Genomic DNA, 21,260 nt, shown 5'->3' with positions numbered 1-21,260 from the left:
AAGCAGGCGCGCACCGCGCAGGCTGCGTGGGCCGCCGTGCCGGTGGCCGAGCGCAAGACCTGCATCACGCGCTTTCGTGCCGGCATCGTTGCAGAGCTCGATACCCTGGCGGCCGTCATGACGCGAGAAACCGGCAAGCCGATCAAGATGTCACGCAATGAACTCAACGGCCTGCTGGGCCGCATTGATTTTTTCCTGGCAGAGCTTGACGCGTCCACGACCACACAGACCGTGTTTTCCGATGGCGGCATGACCGAGCAGATCGAGCACACACCGCTGGGCGTGGTCGCCAATATTTCGGCCTGGAACTACCCCTGGTTTGTCGGCGGCAATGTATTCATTCCCGCGCTCCTGACTGGCAATGCCGTGCTTTACAAGCCCTCTGAATATGCGGCCATGACGGGCCAGGCCATCGCGCGCCTGCTGCATGCGGCCGGTGTTCCGCAAGATGTGTTTGTGCTGCTGATCGGCGGCGGCGCAGTCGGTGCGGCGCTGATGGAGCAGCCGGTGGACGGCCTCTTTTTCACCGGCTCCTACGCCACCGGGGCAAAGATCGCAAAAGCCATCGGCCCGCGCATGGTCAAGCTCCAGCTGGAGCTGGGCGGCAAGGACCCGACTTACGTCTGCGAAGACGCCAACCCCCAGGCCGCCGCCGAGTCGCTGGCCGACGGCGCGATGTACAACACCGGCCAGAGCTGCTGCTCGGTTGAGCGTATCTACGTGCATGAAAAAATTTACGACGCGTTCGTCACCGCCTTTGTAGACACCGTGAAGACCTTCAAGACCGGCGACCCGATGAGCGAAGACACCTACATCGGCGCCATCACCCGCGCGCCGCAGCTAGAGGTGTTGGATGCCCAGGTCGCCGATGCCAAAGCCAAAGGGGCGACCCTGCTGGCAGGTGGCAAGCGCGGCGCTGGACCCGGCACCTGGTATGAACCCACGGTGTTCAGCAACGTCAACCACAGCATGGAGCTGATGCGCGAGGAAAGCTTCGGGCCGGTCATCGGCATCCAGAAGGTATCGGGCGATGCAGAAGCCGTCAAACTCATGAACGACACACGCTACGGCCTGACCGCCGGCGTCTTCACGCCAGACGAAAAGCGCGCCAGGACGCTGCTGTCCCAGGTCAACGCCGGCAGCGTCTACTGGAACTGCTGCGACCGCGTCAGCCCGCGTTTGCCCTGGAGCGGCTACGGTGATTCCGGTGTGGGCCTGACCTTGTCCACCTACGGTATCCAGACATTCACCCGGCCAAAGGCTTGGCACCTTCGTCAATCCTGAACATGAAGCTCACCCTCTTCGATCTGGACCACACCGTACTCAACGGCGACAGCGATGTGCTGTGGTGCGATTTCCTGATCGAGAAGGGTTACCTGGGCAAGACGGAATTCACCGCACGCAACGCCGACATGGCAGCGCGCTACAAGGCGGGCACCGTGGGCCTGAAGGAGTTTGCCGATTTTTATGTGGGCACCCTGGCAGGTCGCACCGCCCAGGAATGGGAGCCGATGCGGCAGGAATTTTTAGCGGACTGGATTGTTCCGCGCATCACACCGGCTGCGATCGCACTGGTCGACAAGCACCTGGAGGCCGGCGACCTGGTGGTCATGACGACGGCCACCAACCGCTTCATCACCGAGCTCACGGCAATCTACTTCGACATCGAGCACCTGATTGCCACCGAGCCCGAAATACAGGGCAGCCGTTTCACCGGCAGCACCACCGGCGTACTGAACATGCGCGAAGGCAAGGTCGAGCGCTTGCATGCCTGGCTCACCGCACGCGGCCTGCGCTTCAAGGATTGCAAAACCACCGCCTACAGCGATTCCATCAACGACCTGCCGCTGCTGGAAGCCGTGAAACACCCGGTGACTGTGAATGCCGATGCGACGCTGGCAGCGATTGGGACTGAGCGCGGCTGGCCCGCGCTGCAGTTGCACTGAGCAGCCCGGCCTGCGCAGCTGAAACAGCCCCAGAGAGGGTTGCATCCGCCTCGTTTGAGTATAAAAATGGCCTGCAAGGCAATCAGGGCGGGCGCCAGCAGCTATTAAAAGAATAGCATTTACGCCCGCATCTGCCCGCTTACTCCGCGCTCAGATGCTTGCCCACAATCCCGGCCAGCTCGAACATCGTGACCTGCGGCTTGCCGAACACCGGCAGCAGCTTGGCGTCGGCGTTGATGGCGCGCTTGTTGGCCGCGTCCTGCAGGCCTTCGGCCTTGATGTAGTCCCAGAGCTTTTTGATGACCTGGGTGCGCGCCACCGGTTCGGCGCCAATCACCGCGGCCAGTGCGTCGCTGGGCTTGAGGCCTGCGCCCGGCTTGGCGACGCGCGGCGTTTTGGGCTTGGCGGTTTTGGCGGCGGGCGTCTTCTTGGCGGCGACTTTTTTGGCTGCAACCTTTTTGGCCGCAGGTGCGGCGCCCTTGGCCGCCACCGTCTTGCCGAAAGGCGTCTTCACCGTGCCGGTCTTGGCCGCCGCCGGCTTGCGCGGCGGAAATTTGGACGGCGCGAACTCGAAGTTCACCTTGTCGGCCTCCTTGTCCCAGGCCAGCATGGCCTTGAAGGGGCGGCGCGTGCGCATCGAAACGAACTTGTCGAGCAGATCAGTCTTGCCAGTTTCCAGCAGCTTGTGCATCTGCTCGCGCTCAATCGGCTGCTGCAGGATCACCTGCCCGGTCTTGAAGGTGCAGCTGGGCGTGGGTTGGGCCAGTGTGGGCACCGACTTTTCGCAGACGTAGTTTTTACCGAGCTCGAACACCCGCGCGGCGCAGCGCGGGCAGGGGCCCAGCGACTGCTGGTCGCCAAAGTCGACGATCTCGCCGGTCTCGGCATTCTTGTCGTCGCCGAAGTCGAATTCAAGCTTGTAGTTCTTCGTCTCTTCGTCGAACTTGATCACCATCTCGGCGGTAAAAGGCCAGCCGGCCTTGGAGCGGAAGCCGTCCAGCGGGCCGATCTTCTTGTCGCGCAGGAACTGCTCAACCTCAGCCACTTCAAAGGTGCGGCCCGCCGGCGTTTTGCCGAAGCTGAAACCACAGCCGTCGTCGCCGTTCTTGCCGGTGCAGGTGTAGCGCCGGTAGTTTTCCTTCATGACACCGCCGCAGTTGGGGCAGGGCGCTGAGAGCGTTGCGTAGTCGCCGGGAATCGTGTCCTTGTCGTAGCCTTTGGCCTTGGCCACCATGCGCTCGGTCATGGTGGCAATTTCGGCCATGAAGGTTTCGCGGCTCAGCTTGCCGTGTTCCATCTGCGCCAGCTTGAACTCCCACTCACCGGTCAGTTCGGCCTTTGAAAGCTCCTGCACATCCAGTCCGCGCAACAGCGTCATGAGCTGGAAGGCCTTGGCCGTGGGGATCAGCTCGCGGCCTTCGCGCAGCATGTATTTCTCGGCAATCAGCCCTTCAATCGTGGCGGYGCGCGTCGCCGGCGTACCCAGGCCTTTTTCCTGCATGGCTTCGCGCAGCTCGTCGTCGTCAATCGTCTTGCCGGCGCCTTCCATTGCGCCCAGCAATGTCGCTTCGGAATAGCGGGCGGGCGGCCGGGTCTTGAGGCCCTTGGCCTCGACCACCTCGGCGCGCACCATTTCGCCCGGCTTGACCGGCACCAGGCTCTGGCCCTTGTCGCCGTCCTTGGCGTCGGCCACTTCATCGGCGGCTTCCTTGCCGTAAATCGCCAGCCAGCCCGGCTTGACCAGCACCTTGCCTTCAGTCTTGAAGCTGTGGCCGACCGACTGGGAAATACGCGTGGTGACCAGGTATTCGGCGCTCGGGAAAAACACCGCCATAAAGCGGCGCACCACCAGGTCATACAGTTTTTGTTCGGCTTCGCTCAGGCCGCTAGGCGCCTGCAGCGTTGGGATGATGGCGAAGTGGTCGCTCACCTTGGCATTGTCGAAAATGCGCTTGCTGGGCTTGATGTAATTGCCCTTCAGCGCCGTCGCCGCGTGCGGCGCCAGGTGCTTCATGCCGCTGCTTTCCAGCATTTCAAAGGTCTTTTTGACCACCGGCAAATAGTCTTCGGGCAGCGCGCGCGAGTCGGTACGCGGATAAGTCAGGGCCTTGTGGCGTTCATACAGGCTTTGCGCAATCGACAGCGTCGTCTTGGCTGAAAAACCGAACTTGCCGTTGGCCTCGCGCTGCAAGGAAGTCAAATCAAACAGCAGGCCGGCGGCCTGCGTGGTGGGCTTGCTTTCTTCCGTCACCGTGGCGGACTTGCCGCGCACGGCTTCGGCAATCGCCATGGCTTCGCGCTCGGACCAGACGCGGTCGGCTTTCAGTTCGGCATCGGGCTCCGTGTTGTCGGCATTGGCCGCGGCTTTTTTCCACTTCGGGTCAAACCACTTGGCGGGGTATTCGCCGGCCTCGGCCAGGAAGGTCGCGTGGATTTCCCAGTAGTCGCGGCTCACGAACTTGCGGATTTTTTCCTCGCGCTCCACCACCACCGACAGCGTCGGCGTCTGCACACGGCCCACGGTGGTCAAAAAGAAACCGCCGTCACGCGAGTTGAAGGCCGTCATGGCGCGCGTGCCGTTGATGCCGACCATCCAGTCGGCTTCCGAACGTGAGCGCGCCGCATCGGCCAGGCCCTGCATCTGCTTTTCAGTGCGCAGGCTCTCAAAGCCGTCGCGGATGGCTGCCGGCGTCATGGACTGCAGCCACAGCCGTTTCACCGGGTGCTTGCTGTTGGCGTATTGCTGGATCAGCCGGAAGATCAGCTCGCCTTCGCGGCCCGCGTCGCAGGCATTGACGAGGGCGCCCACGTCCTTGCGTTTGGTCAGCTTGACGATCGCGTTGAGCCGCGTCTTCGTCTTGTCCATGGGCTTCAGGTCAAAGTAGGGCGGAATGACAGGCAAGTTGGCAAAGCTCCATTTGCCGCGCTTGACGTCAAACTCCTCAGGCGCCTGGATCTCGACCAGATGGCCCACGGCCGAGGTGACCAGCCACTCGTCGCTCTCGAAGTACTCGTCGTGCTTTTCAAATTTGCCGGCCGTAGGCGTGATCGCCCGCACAATGTCTTGTGCGACCGAGGGTTTTTCTGCAATCACCAGAGTTTTCATAAGTACTTCTTCAAACCTTCTACATCTTCGGGGAACATTTCCCCGCTTTCGGCAAATACGACTTTGCCTTCACGTCCGTTCGCCGCCACCTTGAGCACCACCACCACGGGCAGGCCCACCGGCTTGGGCAGGAATTTGGCAACCTCGGGGGTCAGCATCCCGGCGGGAAAGCTGTAGCCCTTGGTCTTCATATAGGCAGCTGCGGCCGCCGGCTGCTTGTCAATCGACAGGGCCAGCACCTCCAGCCCGTTGGCCTTCTGGGCCCGCCACAAAGCTTCTATATGGGGCGACTGCACCGCACAAAAAGGGCACCAGCTGGCCCACCAGTACACCACAAGCGTCTTTCCGGCCACCTCGACAGGCTTCCAGGCGCTGCCGTCCAGCAGCGTGACGGCCGGCAAAGGCAGGGTGCTGCCGGCCTTGGGCAAGGGGCTTTCCCCGCCTTTGGACCACGCCGGCAGGCCCAGCCCCGCCGCGGTCGGCAAGGCAAGGGCAGCAGCGGTCTGCATCAGGTTTCTGCGGTTGAACACGGGGACTCCTTGGGCGCATCACTACAATAGCGGCTCTCGCGCATGTACGCGCGCGGGTGCGCACGCATGCGCACGCACGCGCACATGCATGAATTAACCATACCAAAAAAATACGTCGTGTCAAAAACCCAGGCTTCCGCAGTCCCCGCATCTCCTTCCAAACCCGCGGCTCCGGCTGCCGACGGGCGCCGCATCCAGACGCGGCGTTCCGGCGTCCACGGCAAGGGTGTGTTCGCAGTGCAGGACCTGGCTGAAGGTGAAACGCTGATCGAATATGTCGGCGAAATCATCAACTGGAAAGAGGCGCTGCGCCGCCACCCGCACGACCCCAAGGACCCCAACCACACGTTCTACTTCCACATCGACGAAGAGCATGTGATCGACGCCAAACACGGCGGCAATTCCTCGCGCTGGATCAACCACAGCTGCAAGCCCAACTGCGAAGCCGACGAAGAGGGCGGCCGCGTCTTCATCAAGGCGCTGCGCAACATCAAGGCCGGCGAAGAGCTGTTTTACGACTACGGCCTGATCATCGACGCGCCTTACACCAAGAAGCTGCTGGCCGAATACCCCTGCTGGTGCGGCGCCAAAAACTGCCGCGGCACCCTGCTGGCGCCCAAGGACGACGAAGGCAAGAAAAAGAACAAGAACAAGGACAAAAAGAAGTCCACAAAAAAAGCCAACAAAAAGGCTGAAGCCAAGGCTGACAAAAAGGCAGCCGATAAAAAGGCCGGCAAGAAACCCAAAAAGAAAAAGAAGGACTGAGCAGGCGCTCAACCCGCTTCACAGGCCATGCCGCCGGCGCAACCGGCTGCAACCTTCTCATGAGCACTCCCCTTACATCCCCCATCCGCTGGCCCGCCGAAGCTCTCTGGGAGGCCCTGGCGCCGTCCTTGCCGGGGTTCACGGTGGAAGTCCTGCCCGAGATTGATTCGAGCAACACCGAGCTGATGCGGCGTTTTCGCGGCAGCCCCGGTGTCCTGCCCCGTCCAGAGCCCCTGCTGCTGGTGGCCGAACAGCAAACCGCCGGGCGCGGCCGGCTGGGCCGCCAGTGGCAAAGCCGCCGCGGCGACAGCCTCACGTTTTCGCTGGGCCTGCCGCTTGCGCCCGCCGACTGGTCCGGCCTCTCCCTGGTGGCCGGCATCAGCGTAGCCGAAAGCCTTGAGCCGTTCGCCGGCAGCGCCTCCGGCCAGGCCGCCAAACCCCGCATCGGCCTGAAATGGCCCAATGACCTCTGGCTGTCCACACCCGAAGGCGACCGCAAGCTGGCCGGCATCCTGGTGGAAACCGCCAGCTGGGAAGGCATCCGTTACGTGGTGGTCGGCATCGGCATCAACATCCGCGCGGTGGAAATCCCCGTTGCGGCTGACGCACCCGCCATGCCCGGCATTCCGCCGGGCGGCTTGCAGACGCTGCTGCCGACGCTGGACGCACCCGCCACCTTGCTGCGCATCGTGCCGCCTCTGGTGCAGGCGATGCAGGCGTTTGAACGCTTTGGCTTTGCGCCTTTCCAGGCGCGTTTTGCGGCGCGCGACGTTCTGGCAGGCCGGGCCGTGCAGCTGTCCGACGGCCAGAACGGCCTGGAAGGCACGGCCCACGGTGTGGGCGAAAACGGCGCGCTGCTGGTGCATACTGCGGCTGGCATGAAACAAATCACCAGCTCCGAAGTCAGCGTACGGCCCGTGGCGGCGCAGCCAGCGAAGGGCGCGGACCCATGCTGAGGCTGCTGGTGCTGGCGCTGGTCCTGGCCAACGCAGGCTACTTCGCCTGGACGCAAGGCCTGCTGGCCGACTACGGTTTTGCACCCGTCGTGCAGGCCGAGCCCCAGCGCCTGGCGCAGCAGATCCGGCCCAAGGCGATGCGCCTTTTGAGCGCCACCGATGCCGGCCAGCTGGAAAGCACCAGCACCACCGCTGCAGCGCCGCCGCCCGCCCCTGAATGCCTGCAGGCCGGCCTTTTCACCCCCGAGCAGACCATCGCCCTGCGCTTCGGACTGGAGGCCAGCCTGCCCATCGGCAGCTGGTCACTCGAGAACAGCTCGGAGCCGGGCCGCTGGATCATCTACATGGGCAAATACACCAACGAGGACGCACTGGCCAAAAAGCGCAGCGAGCTGCGCGGCATGGGCGTGTCGTTTGAGCCCTTGCTCAACTCCTCGCTGGGACCTGGCCTCTCGCTCGGCCACTTCAGCTCCCAGGCCGACGCAGAGCGTGAACTGGCCAAGGTCGCCACGCGCGGCGTACGCACCGCCAAGGTGGTGCAGGAGCAGCCTGAAATACGCGGCCAGCTCCTCAAACTCCCGGCCGTTGATGCGCCGCTCATGGCCAAACTGGAGTTGCTCAAGCCGCAGTTGGCGGGCAAGGCCTTGCGGCCTTGCTAGATAAGACCCCCACGGTCGCTCACTTCGTGTAGCTTCCTGCCCCCCGAGGGGGCCGCCCGCCTGCGGCCCGGCAAAGCCGGTTCCGCGGCTCATGCTGGCTTAAGAGCACACTGCAGTTGCACAGCGCTTATCCAATCGTCCCGAGCCTCCCGAAGGTCCGGCTTCCGGCACCACATGCTATTAATTTAGGAGCTGTTGGCGCTTACTCTGTTTGGCTCTAGGCACTATTTCTTTAAGAAATACCTCCCTGAGCCACCGCACCCGATTCCAAGCCAGCAGGGGCCGCGGAACCGGCTTTGCCGGGCCGCAGGCACCGTCCCCTGCAAGGGGAAAAGGKCTACACGCAGTGAGCCCGATAGGGGTGTACCGGTTCACCGCCCCCTTGAGGGGGAACGGGCTACACGCAGTGAGCCCGGACGGGGGTGGGTTTATTCAGACGGCTTTCCAGTGCCGCAGCGGCACGCAGGTCTGCAGGCGCGTCACGGCCTGGTCCATCAGCGCGGGGTGCAGCTCGTGGCCCAGCCTGGCGGCAACGTCCAGGGTGGCGTCGGCGCCGAGTTCCATCAGGTGGTCGAAGTCGCCGCGCGTGCGTGCCAGCGGCACCACGTCGTCGTTTTGCCCGTGCAGCAGATGCAGGGTGGTGAGTGCGGGCGCTTTTGCAGGCCAGATCTGGTAGCCGCCGCCGAAGGCCAGCAGGCGGCCGGCCAGGCCGTCGTGCGCATCGCTCAGCGCCAGCGCCAGGCTCGCACCGGCGCCAAAGCCGGCCAGTGCGGTGTCCGACTGCAGGATCTCAAAGCGCTGCTGCTGCGCACGCACAAAAGCCGCCAGAACCTCCACGCGCGCGGCCAGCGCAGCGGCGTCATCTTTGCCCGCAGCGGTAGCGCCTGCCGCATCGGCATGCGGGCCCGAAAGGCCTTCCGGAATCAGCACCGCCGCCTCGGGAAATGCGCCGCCCAGCAGGTTACCCAGCTCCAGCATGTCGGTGGCCGTGCCTCCCGCGTCGTGCAGCAGCACAAACAGTTGACGGGGGGCGCCGTTCACGGGCAGCAGTTCAATGGTTTCGGTCTCGGACGGGTTCATGGCAGGGCAAGCGTGAGCAGGGTGAAAAAAGGCAATTGAGGCCTTTTCAGCCTCTTTCAACCACTTTAACCAGCCCCGCCTTTTTACGCCGCGTTCCGCCCGTTCTTCCGCGTTATGCCGCTGCGGTTTCCCCGCGTTGCGCGTCTTCCGTGATCAGCGAAGAGTGCAGCCTGACGCCGGCCGCCACACCCCCGGCAGTGGCGAAGGTGATGCTGTGCGGCACGCGCGCCATGTCGCCGGCAGCGTACACGCCATCCACGCTGGTCATGCCCCAGGCATCGACGCGCACGATGGGGCCAAACGGTGAATCGTCAAACGCGCAGCCCAGCGCTTCAGCCAGCGGACTGGCCATGCGCACCTGCGTGCCCACCAGCAAGGCCTTGATCGCCACGCGCCGGCCATCCTGCAACAGCACGCTTTCCAGCGCGGGCGCCGTGCCCTGCAGTTCGGCGACAGGACTGGGCTCGACCCTGACCTTGCGCGCGGCCAGCAGCCCATGCTCTTCGGCCGACACATCGACCACGCCTTGCGTAAACAGGGTCACCTCGCCCCAGTCGGCAAACATCAGCGCCTGGTGTACCGACATCGGGCCCGTGCCCAGCACACCGACGGCGCCACCGCCGATTTCATAGCCATGGCAATAGGGACAGTGCACCACCGTCTTGCCCCAGCGCGCCTCCAGGCCGGGGATGTCGGGCAGCACGTCCGTCACGCCGGTGGCCAGCAACAGGCGGCGCCCGGTGAACCAGCGCATGCCCTCTTCCGCTTCCGCCACAAATCCTGCCTCGCCGGTTTCAATGCGGGTCACACGGCCGCTGAAGATCTTTGCCGTCGGATAGGCCAGCAGCTGCTCCCGGGCCGTCGCCAGGAGTTCGAAGCCCGGCTTGCCGTCGTGCCCCAGCACGCCGTGAGACTCCGGGGCGAAGCGGTTGCGCGGCAGGCCCGCGTCGATCACCAGCACATTTCTTCTGGCGCGAGCCAGCTGCAATGCCGCAGACTGCCCCGCAAAGCTTCCGCCCACAATGATGGCGTCATACAGCATGGGAGGCCTCCGGTGACAGGGCGTGCGCAGCCATCGCGCGGTTGAAATCGGCCGACAGGTCGGCCAGCGTGACTTCCGCCAGGCGTTTCATCAGCAGGGCTTCCGCCTCGCGCAGGCTGCCGGCCAGGGCGCGCTGCACAGACTGTTCAATGACACAGCCGTCCGCATGGGCGCCTTCTTCGGCGCCCGGCGCGCCGGCATCGCCCACAGCCATCTGCACGTCCAGCAGCGTGACGGAAGCCAGCTCCCGCGCCAGCACCCAGCCGCCGCCATGGCCTCGCTCCGACACCACAAAACCGGCATCACGCAGGCTTGCCATGGTGCGCCGCACCACCACCGGGTGCGTGCGCAGGCAGGCCGCCAGCTCGTCCGACGTCATCGGCCCCTGGCGATGGGCCATATGCAGCAGGGCATGCAAAACGGCGGAAAGCCGGCCTCTTAATTTCATGTAACTTATCATGTTGCATGATTCTATGAAGATCTCGTACCGGCGCTGCAAGGCCGCGTCAAACCCCCACGCCTCAAGGGGGCACTGCACCGCGGTGCCCGGCCGTCCGGACGGTTTTGGCCCGGGTCGGCGAGAATCAGCGTTTTTCACGCACCAGAGATCTGGAAAAACACCATGAAAATCGGAAAAAACACCGCCGTTACCCTTAGCTACAAGGTGGCAGACGCCCAGGGCAAGCTGGTCGAGCAAAGCAGCGCCCCCATGGTTTACCTGCACGGCGGCTATGGCAACACCCTGCCCAAGATCGAAGAAGCGCTGGACGGCCAGGAAAAAGGCTTCCAGACCGTGTTGGCGCTGGAGCCGGCGGACGCCTTCGGCCTGCGCGACGAAAGCCTGGTGCGCACCATCCCCCGCACGCAGTTTCCGCCCGGGGTCAAAGTGGGCGGCCAGCTCGAAGGCCGGGGCGACGACGGCCGCGAGCATGTCTTCAACGTCACGAAGATCAAGGGCGACACCGTCCTGCTGGACGGCAACCACCCGCTGGCCGGCAAGGCCCTGCGTTTCACCCTGAAAGTGACTGACGTGCGCGCTGCTTCGGAGGAAGAAATTGCCCACCGCCATGTGCACGGCGAGCATGGACACCACCATTAATCTGCGCAACGTGACCGTTCGGCGATTAAGCCGTTAGCGTTACGTACCGTTACCGCTCTGGGGAGCCCGCTGAACTACAGTGGGATTGAGCCTACATCCCCCGGTGATGCACGACCACAGCCCCGGCGCAGGATGATGGCTAACTTCATGGATTAACTTCAGAGGTACCCATGGTCATCAACGCGTTTCTTGTCGAAGACAAGCCGGACATACGCAAAACACTGGTTGAGGCCATGGAAGAAATCGCACCCCTGCGTTTCGTCGGCCACGCCGATTCCGAGTCCAGTGCCCGCCAGTGGCTGGGTTCCCACCACGATGACTGGGACCTTGCAATCGTCGACCTCTTTCTCGCCGAAGGCTCCGGCTTTGGCGTGCTGAAAGACTGCCAGCAGCGCACGGCCCGCCAGAAGGTCGTGGTGCTGACCAGCCACAACCAGGAAAACATCCTGCACTACTGCCGCGAGCTCGGCGCCGACGAGGTGTTCGACAAATCGCAGGACGTGGAAAAGCTGGTGCTTTATTGCCAGGCCCATGCGGCCAGCCTGGGCGGTACGGCTCCGCTGCTGCCCCAGTAATCCCCACGTTCAAGCGGCAGGCGTTCTGCTCAGGCGCCCGCTAAAACAAGCCCACACACAAAAGCGGCGCCATGCCGCTCTTGTCGCTACCCGGCAGGCCTTGATATGAGCTCTTTCAAGCGGTGCCCATGAGCGTCCGCTGAGCCCGCCCTCCGAAACCGCACCGAAACCACGCTCACCCGCCAGCGTGCGTCTAGGCGCTGCCGCACGCTTCGTCGGCTTCAAAAAGCAAACCCCCGGGAATCGCTGTCTATAGCGACCTATCGCGGCTCCGTTTGATCTGCATCAACAGCGCCCAGGGACCGATGGCTAACCATAGGTGTATCTCGAATGCATCTTATGAAGACCACTCGCGATTCCTTTGAAAGAATCCCCATGACACACACCGCTTCCCACACCAGGGTGGATCTCCGCGAGCTCGCGCCCAGCGAGCGCCATCCGCTGGTCTTCTCGACATTCGGCCAACTCGGCACCGGCCAGGCCATGGAGTTGATCAACGACCACAACCCGAAGCCCCTGCATGCCCGGTTCATGATGGACCTGCCCGGCAGATTCTCCTGGGACTACCTGGAGCAGGGGCCCGACACCTGGCGCGTCGCCATCACCCGGCTTGCACCCGCGCAGGGTAGCAAGCAGTGCTGCGGCGCCTGCGGTGGCGGCTAACTTCCACGCATTCCCACTCAAGACTTCCCAAGAAAACCCGATGAAAAACAACAACATGCTGTGGCGCTGGCTCGGCTTCGTATTCGTCCTGTCCTTCGGGGCGCTCGGCTACCTCGGCTGGCAGATTTACCTGACCGCACCACCCATCCCCACAGCCGTCGTCAGCACCACAGGCGACGTGCTTTTCACGGGCGAGCAAGTGCAAAGAGGGCAGCGCGCCTGGCTGGCCAGCGGCGGCCAGCAACAAGGCAGCGTCTGGGGCCACGGCGCTTATGTGGCGCCGGACTGGTCTGCCGACTGGCTGCATCGGGAAGCGCTGGCCCTGCAGGCCCTGCGCACGCAGGAGCTTCGCAAGGCGCCCGCCGCGCTCACGGCCTCAGACCGCGGCGCAGTCGCAGCGGCGCTCAAGGAAGAAATGCGCCGCAACACCTATGACGCGGCCAGCGGCGCCGTCACCGTCACACCCGCGCGGGCGCAAGCCATCCGTGAGGTGGCGCGCCACTACGAAGGCCTGTTCGGCCACGACGCCAGCCTGGACGCCTTGCGCGAGCAATACGCCATGATCGAAGGCGCGCTGCCCGACGCGGCCGACCGCCAGGCGCTCGCGGCATTCTTCTTCTGGACTTCCTGGGCCGCCGTCACCGACCGTCCCGGAGAAGAGAACCTCTCATACACCAGCAACTGGCCGCACGAGCCGCTGGTGGGCAACACCATGACCAACTCGGCCGCCATCTGGTCGATGGTCAGCATCGTCCTGTTGCTGGCCTGCATCGCCGCCATGCTGTGGCTGCACGGAAGCCAGCGGCATGGGCCTGAGGCGCAGCCGCCCCAGGCCGACCCTTTGCTGGGCGCCGTTGCCACACCTTCGATGAAGGCCACGCGCAAGTACTTCTTTGCCGTGATCGGCCTGATGCTGCTGCAAATCGGCATGGGCGTGGTCACCGCGCATTACGCAGTTGAGGGGTCATCCTTCTTCGGCCTGCCGCTTGCGCAGGTGCTGCCCTATGTGGTCAGCCGCACGGTGCACACGCAAGTCGGCATCTTCTGGATCGCCACCGCCTGGCTGGCTACGGGCCTTTACATCGCACCGCTGCTGTCGGGCCGTGAACCCAAGCTGCAAAAGCTCGGCGTCGACGTGCTGTTCTGGGCGTTGATCGCCATCGTGGTCGGCTCTACCGCCACCGGCTGGCTGGGCACGCTGCAGCATCGCGGCGTCGACTTCAGCTTCTGGATCGGCAACCAGGGCCTGGAGTTCACCAGCATGGGCCGCGTCTGGCAGCTGCTGCTGTTCGTGGGCCTGCTGTTCTGGGTATTCCTGCTGGGCCGCGCGCTGTGGCCGGCACTGGTCAAACCTTCGGAAACGCGCGGCCTGATCGCCATGGTGTTCCTGTCGGCCACCTGCATTGGCGGCTTCTACGCCTCGTCACTCACCTGGGGCCAGCACACCCACTATTCGATGATCGAGTACTGGCGCTGGTGGCTGGTCCACCTCTGGGTGGAAGGCTTCTTTGAAGTGTTCGCCACCGCCGTCGTCGCGCTGATCTTCACCAAGCTGGGCCTGGTGCGCACCGAAAGCGCCAACCGCGCCATCATCGCCGAGACCATCGTGTTCCTGTTCGGCGGCATCCTGGGCACCCTGCACCACCTGTATTTCACCGGCACGCCGATCTCGGTCATCGCCGTCGGCGCGGTGTTCTCGGCGCTCGAAGTGGTGCCGCTGACACTGATCGGCCTGGAAGCCCTGCAAACTTACCGGCGCTCCAAAGCCATGCCGTGGCTCGCCACCTACCAATGGCCCGTGATGTGTTTTGTGGCAGTCGGTTTCTGGAACACCGTGGGCGCCGGCCTGCTGGGCTTTGCCATCAATCCGCCGGCCTCGCTGTACTACATGCAGGGGCTGAACATGACGGCGGCCCACGGCCATGCCGCGCTGTTCGGTGTCTACGGCATGCTGGGCATCGGCCTCATGCTGTTCTGCCTGCGCGGCCTGTATGCGCGCCACCTGCATGCCGACAACCTGCTCAAGCCCGCCTTCTGGAGCCTGAACATCGGCCTGGCAATGATGGTCTTCCTGTCGCTGCTGCCTGCCGGCATCTACCAGGCCTGGGCCAGCATCACCAAGGGTCTGTGGTACGCCCGCTCGCCCGAGATCATCCACTCCGGCGTGATGGAAACCCTGGTCTGGATGCGCGTGCCCGGCGACATCCTGTTCGCCATCGGTGCGTGCTTCCTGGCCTGGTACGCCGCGCGCCTGCTGCGCCGCCCGGCCGTGCAGCCGGCCGGCATGACCGCGGTGCCCGCAACAGCGGGGCCCTGACCCGGCAAGCCGCCATGAAACTCACGGCTTTCACCGACTACAGCCTGCGTGTGTTGATCTACCTGGCGGCGCAGCCAGAGCGGCGCGCCACCATCGCCGGGATAGCGGATGCGTTTGACGTGTCCGAACACCACCTGACCAAGGTCGTGCACTTCCTCGGCAAGAACGGCTGGCTGGCCAACGTGCGCGGCAAGGGCGGCGGGCTGGCACTGGCGAAAGCGCCGGAGCTGATCGTTGTGGGCGAGGTGGTGCGCGCAACCGAAGGAACGGACGTACCGGCCGAATGCTTTGAAGCGGCGGGCGGCCATTGCGCCATCACCCGCATCTGCCGCCTGCGCGGCGTGCTTGGCGAAGCGGTCGACGCGTTTTACGGCGTGCTCGACCGCTACACGCTGGCAGACCTCGCTCGCAACCGTCAGTCGCTCGCCAGGGTGTTCTTCACCGGCCGCACGGCTGCCGCTTCACCGGCCGGGCGTGCCTCATGAATGCAGCCCCCGCCGGCACCGGCGTTGCCGCAAGCGTGTGCAAGCCACCCTTTCCCTACGACGGGCCCGAGGCGCTGCGCCAGCCCATCATCGACGCGCTGAGGCGGGTGGTCGACCCGGAGGTCGCGATGACCATCGTCGACGTCGGGCTGATCTATGGCGTCACCGTGACCGGAGAAAAATTGCATGTGCTGCTGACAATGACCTCAGCCGCCTGCCCGGTGACCGACCTCATCATCGAAGAAGTGGAAACCGAGCTGGACCGCGCCGTGCCGCCCGAACTCCTGATCGAAGTCGAACTGGTGTGGGACCCTCCCTGGTCTACCGACCAAATGAGCGAGAGCGCCAAGCGCTTCATGGGCTGGTGAAACCCTCACGCCCGCTTCGCCCAACGCTGCACCACAGAGCCGCGCCGCCCTGGGTCAAGGTGGGCGCGCGGCTACTGCTGCCGGCAGTAGTGGTGCTGTCGCTGCTGGCCGGTATCGCAGGTGGCTTGCTGCGCGCAGGCGTGGCCCTGCCCGCCGTGGCCGATGCCGCCTGGCTCGGCCATGCCGCCCTTTCGCATGCCGCACTGATGATCTGCGGCTTCCTGGGCACGGTCATCGGTATTGAACGGGCGGTGGCCGTCAAACTGCGTGCCGCTTTTTTTGCGCCTCTCGCCTCGGGCCTGGGCGGCCTGTGCCTGCTGCTCGGGCAGGCACAGGCAGGCGCCTGGCTGGGCGTAGCCGCAGCGGCTGCTTTTACGGCCGTCAATGCCGTGGTGGTGTGGCGCCAGCGCGCGGCTCACACCTGGCTGCTGCTCGCCGGCGCGGGGGCCTGGCTGGCCGGCAACCTGCTGTTCGCATTCGGTTTCGGCAGCGGCGCGATCCTGCCATGGTGGTTCGCCTTCCTCGTGATGACCATCGCGGCCGAACGCCTGGAAATGACGCGCCTGATGCGCCGCCGACCCGCCGCGCAGTGGTCGCTCCAGGCCGTGCTGCCTGCCATGCTTGTCGGCGCCGCGGCGTCGGCCGTATCACCCGTGTGGGGCGGGCTGCTGTACGGCGCAGCACTGGCCTTGCTGGCAATGTGGCTGGCCATATTCGACATTGCCCGCCGCACGGTGCTGGCCCACGGGCTCAGCCGCTACATGGCGGTGTGCCTACTCAGCGGCTACGGCTGGCTGGCGGTGGCCGGCGCGGCATGGGCCGCCACGGCGCTGGGCTTGCCGTTGCGCGACATGGCGCTTCACGCGCTCGGCCTGGGGTTTATTGTCAGCATGATGATGGGCCACGCGCCGGTGATCCTGCCGGCCATCGCACGCGTGAAGCTGCAGTTCGGCGCTTTCTTCTACGTGCCGCTCGCGGCGCTTCACCTGTCCCTCATCGCGCGGCTCGGCTTCGGCCTGTTCGACCCGCCGCTGCGCGCCACCGGCGCCACCCTCAACGCCGCAGCCATCGCGCTCTTTGCCGCAACCGTCGCTGGCGCCGCTGTCGCATGGCGTATCAACGACGGCGCAACGATCGCCACGCAACCCGGAAAGACCTCGCTATGACACAGTCCATCCCCATCAAAACCCCGCCTGACAGCTCACCTTTTCCGACGGCGGGACCGCAAGGCATCGCGCTCTGGCAAACCGGCTTTCGGCCCTTCTACCTGCTGGCAAGCGTGTTCGCTGCGCTGTCGATTGGCCTGTGGGCGCTGCAGTTCGCCGGCTGGCTGGGCCAGCCCTACCTGCAGGGGCCGATGTGGCATGCGCACGAAATGCTGTTCGGCTTCACGCTGGCTGTGGTGGTGGGCTTCCTGTTCACGGCCGGGCGCAACTGGTCCAACCGCCCCACGCCCACCGGCCTGCCGCTGGCCGCGCTGGCGGCGCTCTGGGTGGCCGGGCGGGTGCTTGTGCTCACGCCCTTCGGCTGGGCTGCGGCGGCGGTCAACGTTGCGTTTCCGCTGGTCGCGGCCGTTGCGCTGGCGGTTCCCTTCATCGCCGCGCGCAATCGCCGCAACTACTTTTTCATCGGCTTGCTGCTGCTGATGGCGGTGGCCGTGCTGGCGGTGCATCTTGCGCAGCTCGGGCTCATGCAGCTGCCAGGCTGGGTCGGCATTCAGGCTGCGCTTGACGTCATGCTCTTCATCATGGCCGTGATGGGTGGCCGCGTGATCCCCATGTTTACCAACAACGGCGTGCCGGGTGCCAACGCCACCCGCCGCCCCTGGCTCGAGAAAGCAGCGCTGGGCTCGGTGCTGGCGCTGCTGCTGGCCGATGCGCTGCAGCTGCAGGGCGCGCCCCTGGCGGCGCTGGCCGGTGTTTGCGCGGCCGCACACCTTGTGCGCTGGGCACTGTGGCAACCGTGGAAGACCATGCACACACCGCTGGTCTGGGTACTGCATGCCGCCTACTTCTGGATTCCGGTGCACCTGGTGCTGCGCGTCCTGGCCGCAGCTGGCTGGGTCACGCCCTCTGCGGCAACCCACGCGTTGACGGTGGGCGCCATCGGCGGGCTCATCATCGGCATGATGACGCGCACCGCGCTCGGCCATACCGGCCGGCCGCTCCAGGCGGGCCGCACCGAAGTCACCTGCTATGTGCTTGTCCTCGCTTCGGCACTGGTGCGCGTGTTCGTGCCGATCATCGCGCCGGCCGAGACGCTGCACGCCGTGCTGGTTTCGGCCGCACTGTGGTCCGCAGGCTTCGCGCTGTATGCCGTGGGCTACTGGCCGGCCCTGACCCGTGCGCGCGCGGACGGGCATCCCGGATAGGTGGCTGGCCGGGTCTGCCTGCCGCCGCGCAGGGCTAAAAACAAACGCCCATAAAAAAGCGGCGCCAATGCGCCGCTGTTCTGGCTGCCCGGCAAGCCGGACATGCTGGCTCAAAAGCTTCAGAAGCCTTTGTTGCCCTTGGTCGCGTCTTTCACGACTTCCTTGGCATCACCATAATTCTTCTGCACAGAGCCTTCCACCTGCTTGGCCAGGCCCTTGGCTTGCTGGTCCTTGCTGCCCACGAGCTTGCCGGCAGCTTCCTGTGCCTTGCCAGCTGCGTCTTTGGCTGCGCCTTTGACTTGATCCTTGTTCATGATGACTCCTGATGAATTCGACGGGAAGGTCCAGGAAACCCTGGCGAGACCCTTGCGAGGCCATCGCGAGGGGTATCCCGGGCCAACGTTCGTCGTGTCACGTCAGCCAGTTACCAAGATACCGGGCTGCCGGGAACGCAGCGTAGGCCAAGCACCCAAACGCATGTCGGTCCCTGTTTTCCTGTACGCCTTCATCACTCAATCAGCCACCGTCACCACATTGCTGGAGAACGTGATCCGGTCCGGCGCGTCCGCCTGTAGCTTGATGGGCGGCACATTGGCGGGCGTGATCGGGTTGGGCGTGGTGCCACTCAGGCCGCGCGGCACAGTGCGCACCACCTGGCTGGCCGGCAGCGGTGCGCCGGTTTTGAGGTGGGCATACATCATGTCCATGGCCTGGATGAAATAGCGGTGCAGCGGCACCAGCCGCTGGCCATAGCCGGGGAACCCCAGGAAGGCATCAAAGTGCTGGGCGTTGGTGACTTCGACGTACGAGAGCTTGCTGCGCGAACCCTCCACCATCTTGTTCAGGCCAAAGTAGGGGCGCGAGGTAAACGCCACCGGCACCAGCGTGTCAGAGCGGCCATGCACGATCAGCGCAGGCTTGCCCTGCAGGTTGGCCGTGCGCAGCACCTGCTGGATGCCTTCGCGCACGCGCAGGGCGTCGGGGGTGTTTCCCGTGGCCAGGTTGCGCAGGCACAGGGCGCCGGCGCTGTTGTAGTCCTGCACGTTGCCGGCAGAGATGGAGGCCGAGTCCAGCATCGGGCCGCCGAGGCTGGCGTTGTTGACGATGTTCACGCCCACCGTGGGCGGTATGCCGTTGCCGGTGCCGAATGACGTGGCCAGCGGGCCCGCCGGCGCAGGCACCGGCAGGTTGGGCGTGGGCGAAGCGGCAGGGGCCGTGGCGGCAAAGCTGTAGCCACAGAGGTTGTCCTGCACGCCGGCACGGCCGTAGGCATTGGCGTAGGTCAGCGCCACCGGCAGGGTGGCAAACGAATAGTGCGACGCCTGCAGGTCGTTGCCCTCGGGCTGCCAGCCTGCCTGCACCAGCGTGGCCATGGCGCTGCCCGCCTGCTCGGCCGTGGTGTTGCCCGCGACCATGCCGTTGGCCTTAAGCGCACTGCAGCGGCTCGCGGCGATGACCGGGTTGATGGTGTTGAAGACATTGGTGGCGGGCGAGGCCAGCGCAGCACAAGGCTGCAGCAGGTTGGCCAGTGTGGTGTAGTCATAAAGCGGCTTGCCGGTGCCGGCCAGCGTGCTGCTGCCGCGCCGCACGCTCAGCCGCGCATCGGGCACCAGCTGCACCTGGGGCTCGCCCACGGCCACGCCGCTGATGAGCCCCTGCGTGTCCTGCTCGGCCGCGGCCAGTGCCGCACCCGCGCCGTTGGACACGCTGGAGGCAATCACGATGGTGTTCGACGGGTTCAGCGTCTTCAGGCGGCCGCCACCGTCGGGCGAAGGCTTGCCATAGCGCTCGTTCAGCACGAAGTAGGCAAACTCAACCGCCTGCAGCGTGTAGCGGCCCCAGTCTTTTTCGGAATTCTGCTGTGAATGCGCATGCTTCACGGCAAAACGGTTGGGCGTGGCCGCGTTGAAGGCTGTGCGCTCAGCCTGTGTCAGGTTGGCGGTGAAGTTGGAGGCCGTGCCGGCCGCCACTGCGTCGGCACGCAGGCCGTTCTGCAGGTTCACCGTGTTGTTCTGCAGGTCGTGCATGCCGCTGCCGGTGCCCTTGTCGGTATAGGCCACGGCGCAGCCGTTTTTCAGGCCCCATTCACCCGACGAACCAATCGCGCCGTAGATACCGCGCGAACCGCTCGAGGTGCCGGTGACGATGCACGGGCTCGCCGGGTTGAAGCTGGCCGGCACCTGCACCATCATCGTGACGTTCTGGCGGCCACTGCCGTCGTCTGAATAGGCGATGTATTCGGTACCGGCGATCTTGCCTTCACTGGCGGTGATATTGCCTTTGGCATCCACGTTGGGGCCGTACAGCGTGCCGTAGCCGCCACCCGCGGAAATGTCGAGGATGGCGCGGTAGTTGTTGTAAATCGCAATCCGGCGCAACTCGGCCGCGCTCGGGTTCAGGGGGTCGACCGGCAGCGGCGCCGTTGCGGCCAGGCCGCTCTTGCCCAGGCCGGCGGTCAGCAAGTCGTCGTTGCCGCCGTCGTACACGCCGGTGGTGATGCCGCCCAGCCAGACCGGTTTGATGTTGGGCTGCACGCCCACACMGCTTGCGCAGCCGCCCAGCGCGGCCATTGCCGCCAGGGCCGTGGTTGTTTTGATCAGGGTGAATTTCATGTCGTCCTCCTCAGGTTATTCGTACAACATCATCATCCCAATAGCGCCCGCGTGGGCGTTGGGCGCTGTGGGATTTGTAAGAGTTCTTTTGTAAGGGTTTTGCCTCAACGCCTTGCTGTGTGTGCCGCCCCGTGGTCGCTATCTTTTTTATAGCTGCTCGCGCCGGTTCTGATTGGGCTGACGGTCAATTTCATGCTCAAAATCGGCTAATTTTTGGCTGTGCAGAGCTTTTTCGGCTGGTTTTCGCCTACTTCGCGTCGCTGTACACCGTGGCGCGCGAAACGCCCATGTGCGCGGCGGCTATCTCCGCGCCGCGGCGAATCTCCAGGTAGCCCGCTTTCCTGAGGTCTTGCACCAGCTGCTTGCGGTCTGCCGGCTTGAGCGAGCGTGAGGTGGTGGCGCGGGCCGCGGCAAATTCGTCAATGCACTGTTGTATGCGGTCGGCATTGGCGGCGTCCAGTGTTTCGGTGACGGCGCTGCTTTCAATGGCGGTGAACTGCGACATCGCCGCCTGGAAGCCGTTGAACAGCGTCAGGTCCACGTTCAGGCAGATCGCCGCCACATACTCGCCTTCTTCATTGCGAATGCCCACCGACGTGCTCTTGACCTTGCGGCCGTCGGCAAACTGGTTGGCGTAGTTGGCGATCACCGCGGGGTAGTCCGGGTCCTGGATGCGCGCCAGGCCC

21 protein-coding genes are annotated in these 21,260 nt (G+C 64.8%); 13 read left to right on the top strand and 8 right to left on the bottom strand.

Features of this window, described 5'->3' with window-relative positions; genetic code table 11:
* Positions 1 to 1,284 (top strand): aldehyde dehydrogenase family protein (locus AC1DWI_RS00550; protein ID WP_477724243.1); only part of this gene is annotated, 1,284 nt, incomplete at its 5' end.
* 2 nt (positions 1,285 to 1,286) lie between these two features.
* The gene (locus AC1DWI_RS00545) at positions 1,287 to 1,946 is read left to right on the top strand and encodes an HAD family hydrolase (RefSeq protein WP_477670570.1); all 660 of its coding nucleotides are present in this window, start codon (positions 1,287 to 1,289) and stop codon (positions 1,944 to 1,946) included.
* Positions 1,947 to 2,085: 139 nt separating this feature from the next.
* Here the strand turns inward: AC1DWI_RS00545 and AC1DWI_RS00540 are convergent, their stop codons facing one another.
* Both AC1DWI_RS00540 and AC1DWI_RS00535 read right to left on the bottom strand, forming a co-directional pair.
* Complete coding sequence (locus AC1DWI_RS00540) at positions 2,086 to 5,052, bottom strand: DNA topoisomerase III (RefSeq protein WP_477724242.1); 2,967 nt, start codon at positions 5,050 to 5,052, stop codon at positions 2,086 to 2,088.
* Positions 5,049 to 5,582, bottom strand: a complete 534-nt coding sequence (locus AC1DWI_RS00535; protein ID WP_477670568.1) for a TlpA family protein disulfide reductase — start codon at positions 5,580 to 5,582, stop codon at positions 5,049 to 5,051. The genes AC1DWI_RS00540 and AC1DWI_RS00535 overlap by 4 nt, the downstream gene beginning before the upstream one ends.
* Before the next feature lie 84 nt (positions 5,583 to 5,666).
* Here AC1DWI_RS00535 and AC1DWI_RS00530 point away from each other — a divergent pair, with 84 nt between their 5' ends.
* Genes AC1DWI_RS00530 through AC1DWI_RS00520 form a run of 3 tightly spaced genes read left to right on the top strand, consistent with a single transcriptional unit; the run spans position 5,667 to position 7,962 of the window.
* Positions 5,667 to 6,347, top strand: coding sequence for an SET domain-containing protein (locus tag AC1DWI_RS00530; RefSeq protein WP_477670567.1), 681 nt, complete (start codon positions 5,667 to 5,669; stop codon positions 6,345 to 6,347).
* 59 nt (positions 6,348 to 6,406) lie between these two features.
* Complete coding sequence (locus AC1DWI_RS00525) at positions 6,407 to 7,303, top strand: biotin--[acetyl-CoA-carboxylase] ligase (RefSeq protein ID WP_477670566.1); 897 nt, start codon at positions 6,407 to 6,409, stop codon at positions 7,301 to 7,303.
* On the top strand, positions 7,297 to 7,962 hold the full coding sequence (locus AC1DWI_RS00520; RefSeq protein WP_477670565.1) for an SPOR domain-containing protein: 666 nt from the start codon (positions 7,297 to 7,299) through the stop codon (positions 7,960 to 7,962). The genes AC1DWI_RS00525 and AC1DWI_RS00520 overlap by 7 nt, the downstream gene beginning before the upstream one ends.
* A gap of 432 nt (positions 7,963 to 8,394) precedes the next feature.
* Here AC1DWI_RS00520 and ypfH read toward each other — a convergent pair whose 3' ends face one another.
* The 3 genes from ypfH to AC1DWI_RS00505 all read right to left on the bottom strand — a co-directional run bounded on the left by ypfH (position 8,395) and on the right by AC1DWI_RS00505 (position 10,532).
* Positions 8,395 to 9,042, bottom strand: a complete 648-nt coding sequence (ypfH, locus tag AC1DWI_RS00515; RefSeq protein ID WP_477670564.1) for an esterase — start codon at positions 9,040 to 9,042, stop codon at positions 8,395 to 8,397.
* A gap of 112 nt (positions 9,043 to 9,154) precedes the next feature.
* Complete coding sequence (locus AC1DWI_RS00510) at positions 9,155 to 10,084, bottom strand: NAD(P)/FAD-dependent oxidoreductase (RefSeq protein WP_477670563.1); 930 nt, start codon at positions 10,082 to 10,084, stop codon at positions 9,155 to 9,157.
* Positions 10,074 to 10,532 (bottom strand): Rrf2 family transcriptional regulator, encoded by a 459-nt coding sequence (locus AC1DWI_RS00505; RefSeq protein WP_477670562.1) that lies wholly within the window; start codon positions 10,530 to 10,532, stop codon positions 10,074 to 10,076. Before AC1DWI_RS00505 ends, AC1DWI_RS00510 begins: the two co-directional genes overlap by 11 nt.
* Positions 10,533 to 10,706: 174 nt before the next feature.
* Between AC1DWI_RS00505 and AC1DWI_RS00500 the strand changes: the two genes are divergently transcribed.
* From AC1DWI_RS00500 to AC1DWI_RS00465, 8 genes are all read left to right on the top strand, one after another.
* Entirely contained in the window at positions 10,707 to 11,183 is a 477-nt protein-coding gene (locus AC1DWI_RS00500; RefSeq protein WP_457282038.1) for an FKBP-type peptidyl-prolyl cis-trans isomerase, read from the top strand.
* A 170-nt stretch (positions 11,184 to 11,353) separates the two neighbouring features.
* Positions 11,354 to 11,758 (top strand): response regulator, encoded by a 405-nt coding sequence (locus tag AC1DWI_RS00495; RefSeq protein WP_477670561.1) that lies wholly within the window; start codon positions 11,354 to 11,356, stop codon positions 11,756 to 11,758.
* Positions 11,759 to 12,133: 375 nt separating this feature from the next.
* Positions 12,134 to 12,421 (top strand): DUF2249 domain-containing protein, encoded by a 288-nt coding sequence (locus AC1DWI_RS00490; RefSeq protein WP_477670560.1) that lies wholly within the window; start codon positions 12,134 to 12,136, stop codon positions 12,419 to 12,421.
* Between the two features lie 40 nt (positions 12,422 to 12,461).
* Positions 12,462 to 14,738 (top strand): nitric-oxide reductase large subunit, encoded by a 2,277-nt coding sequence (locus tag AC1DWI_RS00485; protein ID WP_477670559.1) that lies wholly within the window; start codon positions 12,462 to 12,464, stop codon positions 14,736 to 14,738.
* A 14-nt stretch (positions 14,739 to 14,752) separates the two neighbouring features.
* The gene (locus AC1DWI_RS00480) at positions 14,753 to 15,223 is read left to right on the top strand and encodes an RrF2 family transcriptional regulator (protein ID WP_477670558.1); all 471 of its coding nucleotides are present in this window, start codon (positions 14,753 to 14,755) and stop codon (positions 15,221 to 15,223) included.
* Positions 15,220 to 15,591, top strand: a complete 372-nt coding sequence (locus AC1DWI_RS00475; protein ID WP_477670557.1) for a metal-sulfur cluster assembly factor — start codon at positions 15,220 to 15,222, stop codon at positions 15,589 to 15,591. The genes AC1DWI_RS00480 and AC1DWI_RS00475 overlap by 4 nt, the downstream gene beginning before the upstream one ends.
* Positions 15,588 to 16,757: a hypothetical protein gene (locus tag AC1DWI_RS00470; protein ID WP_477670556.1), complete on the top strand. Its 1,170-nt coding sequence runs from the start codon at positions 15,588 to 15,590 to the stop codon at positions 16,755 to 16,757. The genes AC1DWI_RS00475 and AC1DWI_RS00470 overlap by 4 nt, the downstream gene beginning before the upstream one ends.
* Positions 16,754 to 17,962 carry an NnrS family protein gene (locus AC1DWI_RS00465; RefSeq protein ID WP_477670555.1) on the top strand — a complete coding sequence of 403 codons (1,209 nt, stop codon included), beginning with the start codon at positions 16,754 to 16,756 and terminating at the stop codon, positions 17,960 to 17,962. Before AC1DWI_RS00470 ends, AC1DWI_RS00465 begins: the two co-directional genes overlap by 4 nt.
* Positions 17,963 to 18,081: 119 nt before the next feature.
* Here the strand turns inward: AC1DWI_RS00465 and AC1DWI_RS00460 are convergent, their stop codons facing one another.
* The 3 genes from AC1DWI_RS00460 to AC1DWI_RS00450 all read right to left on the bottom strand — a co-directional run.
* The gene (locus AC1DWI_RS00460) at positions 18,082 to 18,276 is read right to left on the bottom strand and encodes a CsbD family protein (protein WP_477648761.1); all 195 of its coding nucleotides are present in this window, start codon (positions 18,274 to 18,276) and stop codon (positions 18,082 to 18,084) included.
* A 198-nt stretch (positions 18,277 to 18,474) separates the two neighbouring features.
* Complete coding sequence (locus tag AC1DWI_RS00455; RefSeq protein ID WP_477724241.1) at positions 18,475 to 20,574, bottom strand: D-(-)-3-hydroxybutyrate oligomer hydrolase; 2,100 nt, start codon at positions 20,572 to 20,574, stop codon at positions 18,475 to 18,477.
* A 247-nt stretch (positions 20,575 to 20,821) separates the two neighbouring features.
* Positions 20,822 to 21,260 (bottom strand): helix-turn-helix transcriptional regulator (locus AC1DWI_RS00450; RefSeq protein WP_477724240.1); only part of this gene is annotated, 439 nt, incomplete at its 5' end.

This window comes from Polaromonas sp. P3_C2, assembly GCF_056402675.1.
This window is presented reverse-complemented; position numbering and strand designations above follow the sequence as displayed.

What these genes read in the sequence shown, in the direction of transcription:
- AC1DWI_RS00510 (WP_477670563.1), bottom strand. Translation starts at nt 10,084, where the DNA reads ATGCTGTATGACGCCATCATTGTGGGCGGAAGCTTTGCGGGGCAGTCT.
- AC1DWI_RS00505 (WP_477670562.1), bottom strand. Translation starts at nt 10,532, where the DNA reads ATGAAATTAAGAGGCCGGCTTTCCGCCGTTTTGCATGCCCTGCTGCAT.
- AC1DWI_RS00495 (WP_477670561.1), top strand. Translation starts at nt 11,354, where the DNA reads ATGGTCATCAACGCGTTTCTTGTCGAAGACAAGCCGGACATACGCAAA.
- AC1DWI_RS00475 (WP_477670557.1), top strand. Translation starts at nt 15,220, where the DNA reads ATGAATGCAGCCCCCGCCGGCACCGGCGTTGCCGCAAGCGTGTGCAAG.
- AC1DWI_RS00545 (WP_477670570.1), top strand. Translation starts at nt 1,287, where the DNA reads ATGAAGCTCACCCTCTTCGATCTGGACCACACCGTACTCAACGGCGAC.
- AC1DWI_RS00485 (WP_477670559.1), top strand. Translation starts at nt 12,462, where the DNA reads ATGAAAAACAACAACATGCTGTGGCGCTGGCTCGGCTTCGTATTCGTC.
- AC1DWI_RS00490 (WP_477670560.1), top strand. Translation starts at nt 12,134, where the DNA reads ATGACACACACCGCTTCCCACACCAGGGTGGATCTCCGCGAGCTCGCG.
- ypfH (WP_477670564.1), bottom strand. Translation starts at nt 9,042, where the DNA reads ATGAACCCGTCCGAGACCGAAACCATTGAACTGCTGCCCGTGAACGGC.
- AC1DWI_RS00480 (WP_477670558.1), top strand. Translation starts at nt 14,753, where the DNA reads ATGAAACTCACGGCTTTCACCGACTACAGCCTGCGTGTGTTGATCTAC.
- AC1DWI_RS00525 (WP_477670566.1), top strand. Translation starts at nt 6,407, where the DNA reads ATGAGCACTCCCCTTACATCCCCCATCCGCTGGCCCGCCGAAGCTCTC.
- AC1DWI_RS00520 (WP_477670565.1), top strand. Translation starts at nt 7,297, where the DNA reads ATGCTGAGGCTGCTGGTGCTGGCGCTGGTCCTGGCCAACGCAGGCTAC.
- AC1DWI_RS00465 (WP_477670555.1), top strand. Translation starts at nt 16,754, where the DNA reads ATGACACAGTCCATCCCCATCAAAACCCCGCCTGACAGCTCACCTTTT.
- AC1DWI_RS00500 (WP_457282038.1), top strand. Translation starts at nt 10,707, where the DNA reads ATGAAAATCGGAAAAAACACCGCCGTTACCCTTAGCTACAAGGTGGCA.
- AC1DWI_RS00530 (WP_477670567.1), top strand. Translation starts at nt 5,667, where the DNA reads ATGCATGAATTAACCATACCAAAAAAATACGTCGTGTCAAAAACCCAG.
- AC1DWI_RS00460 (WP_477648761.1), bottom strand. Translation starts at nt 18,276, where the DNA reads ATGAACAAGGATCAAGTCAAAGGCGCAGCCAAAGACGCAGCTGGCAAG.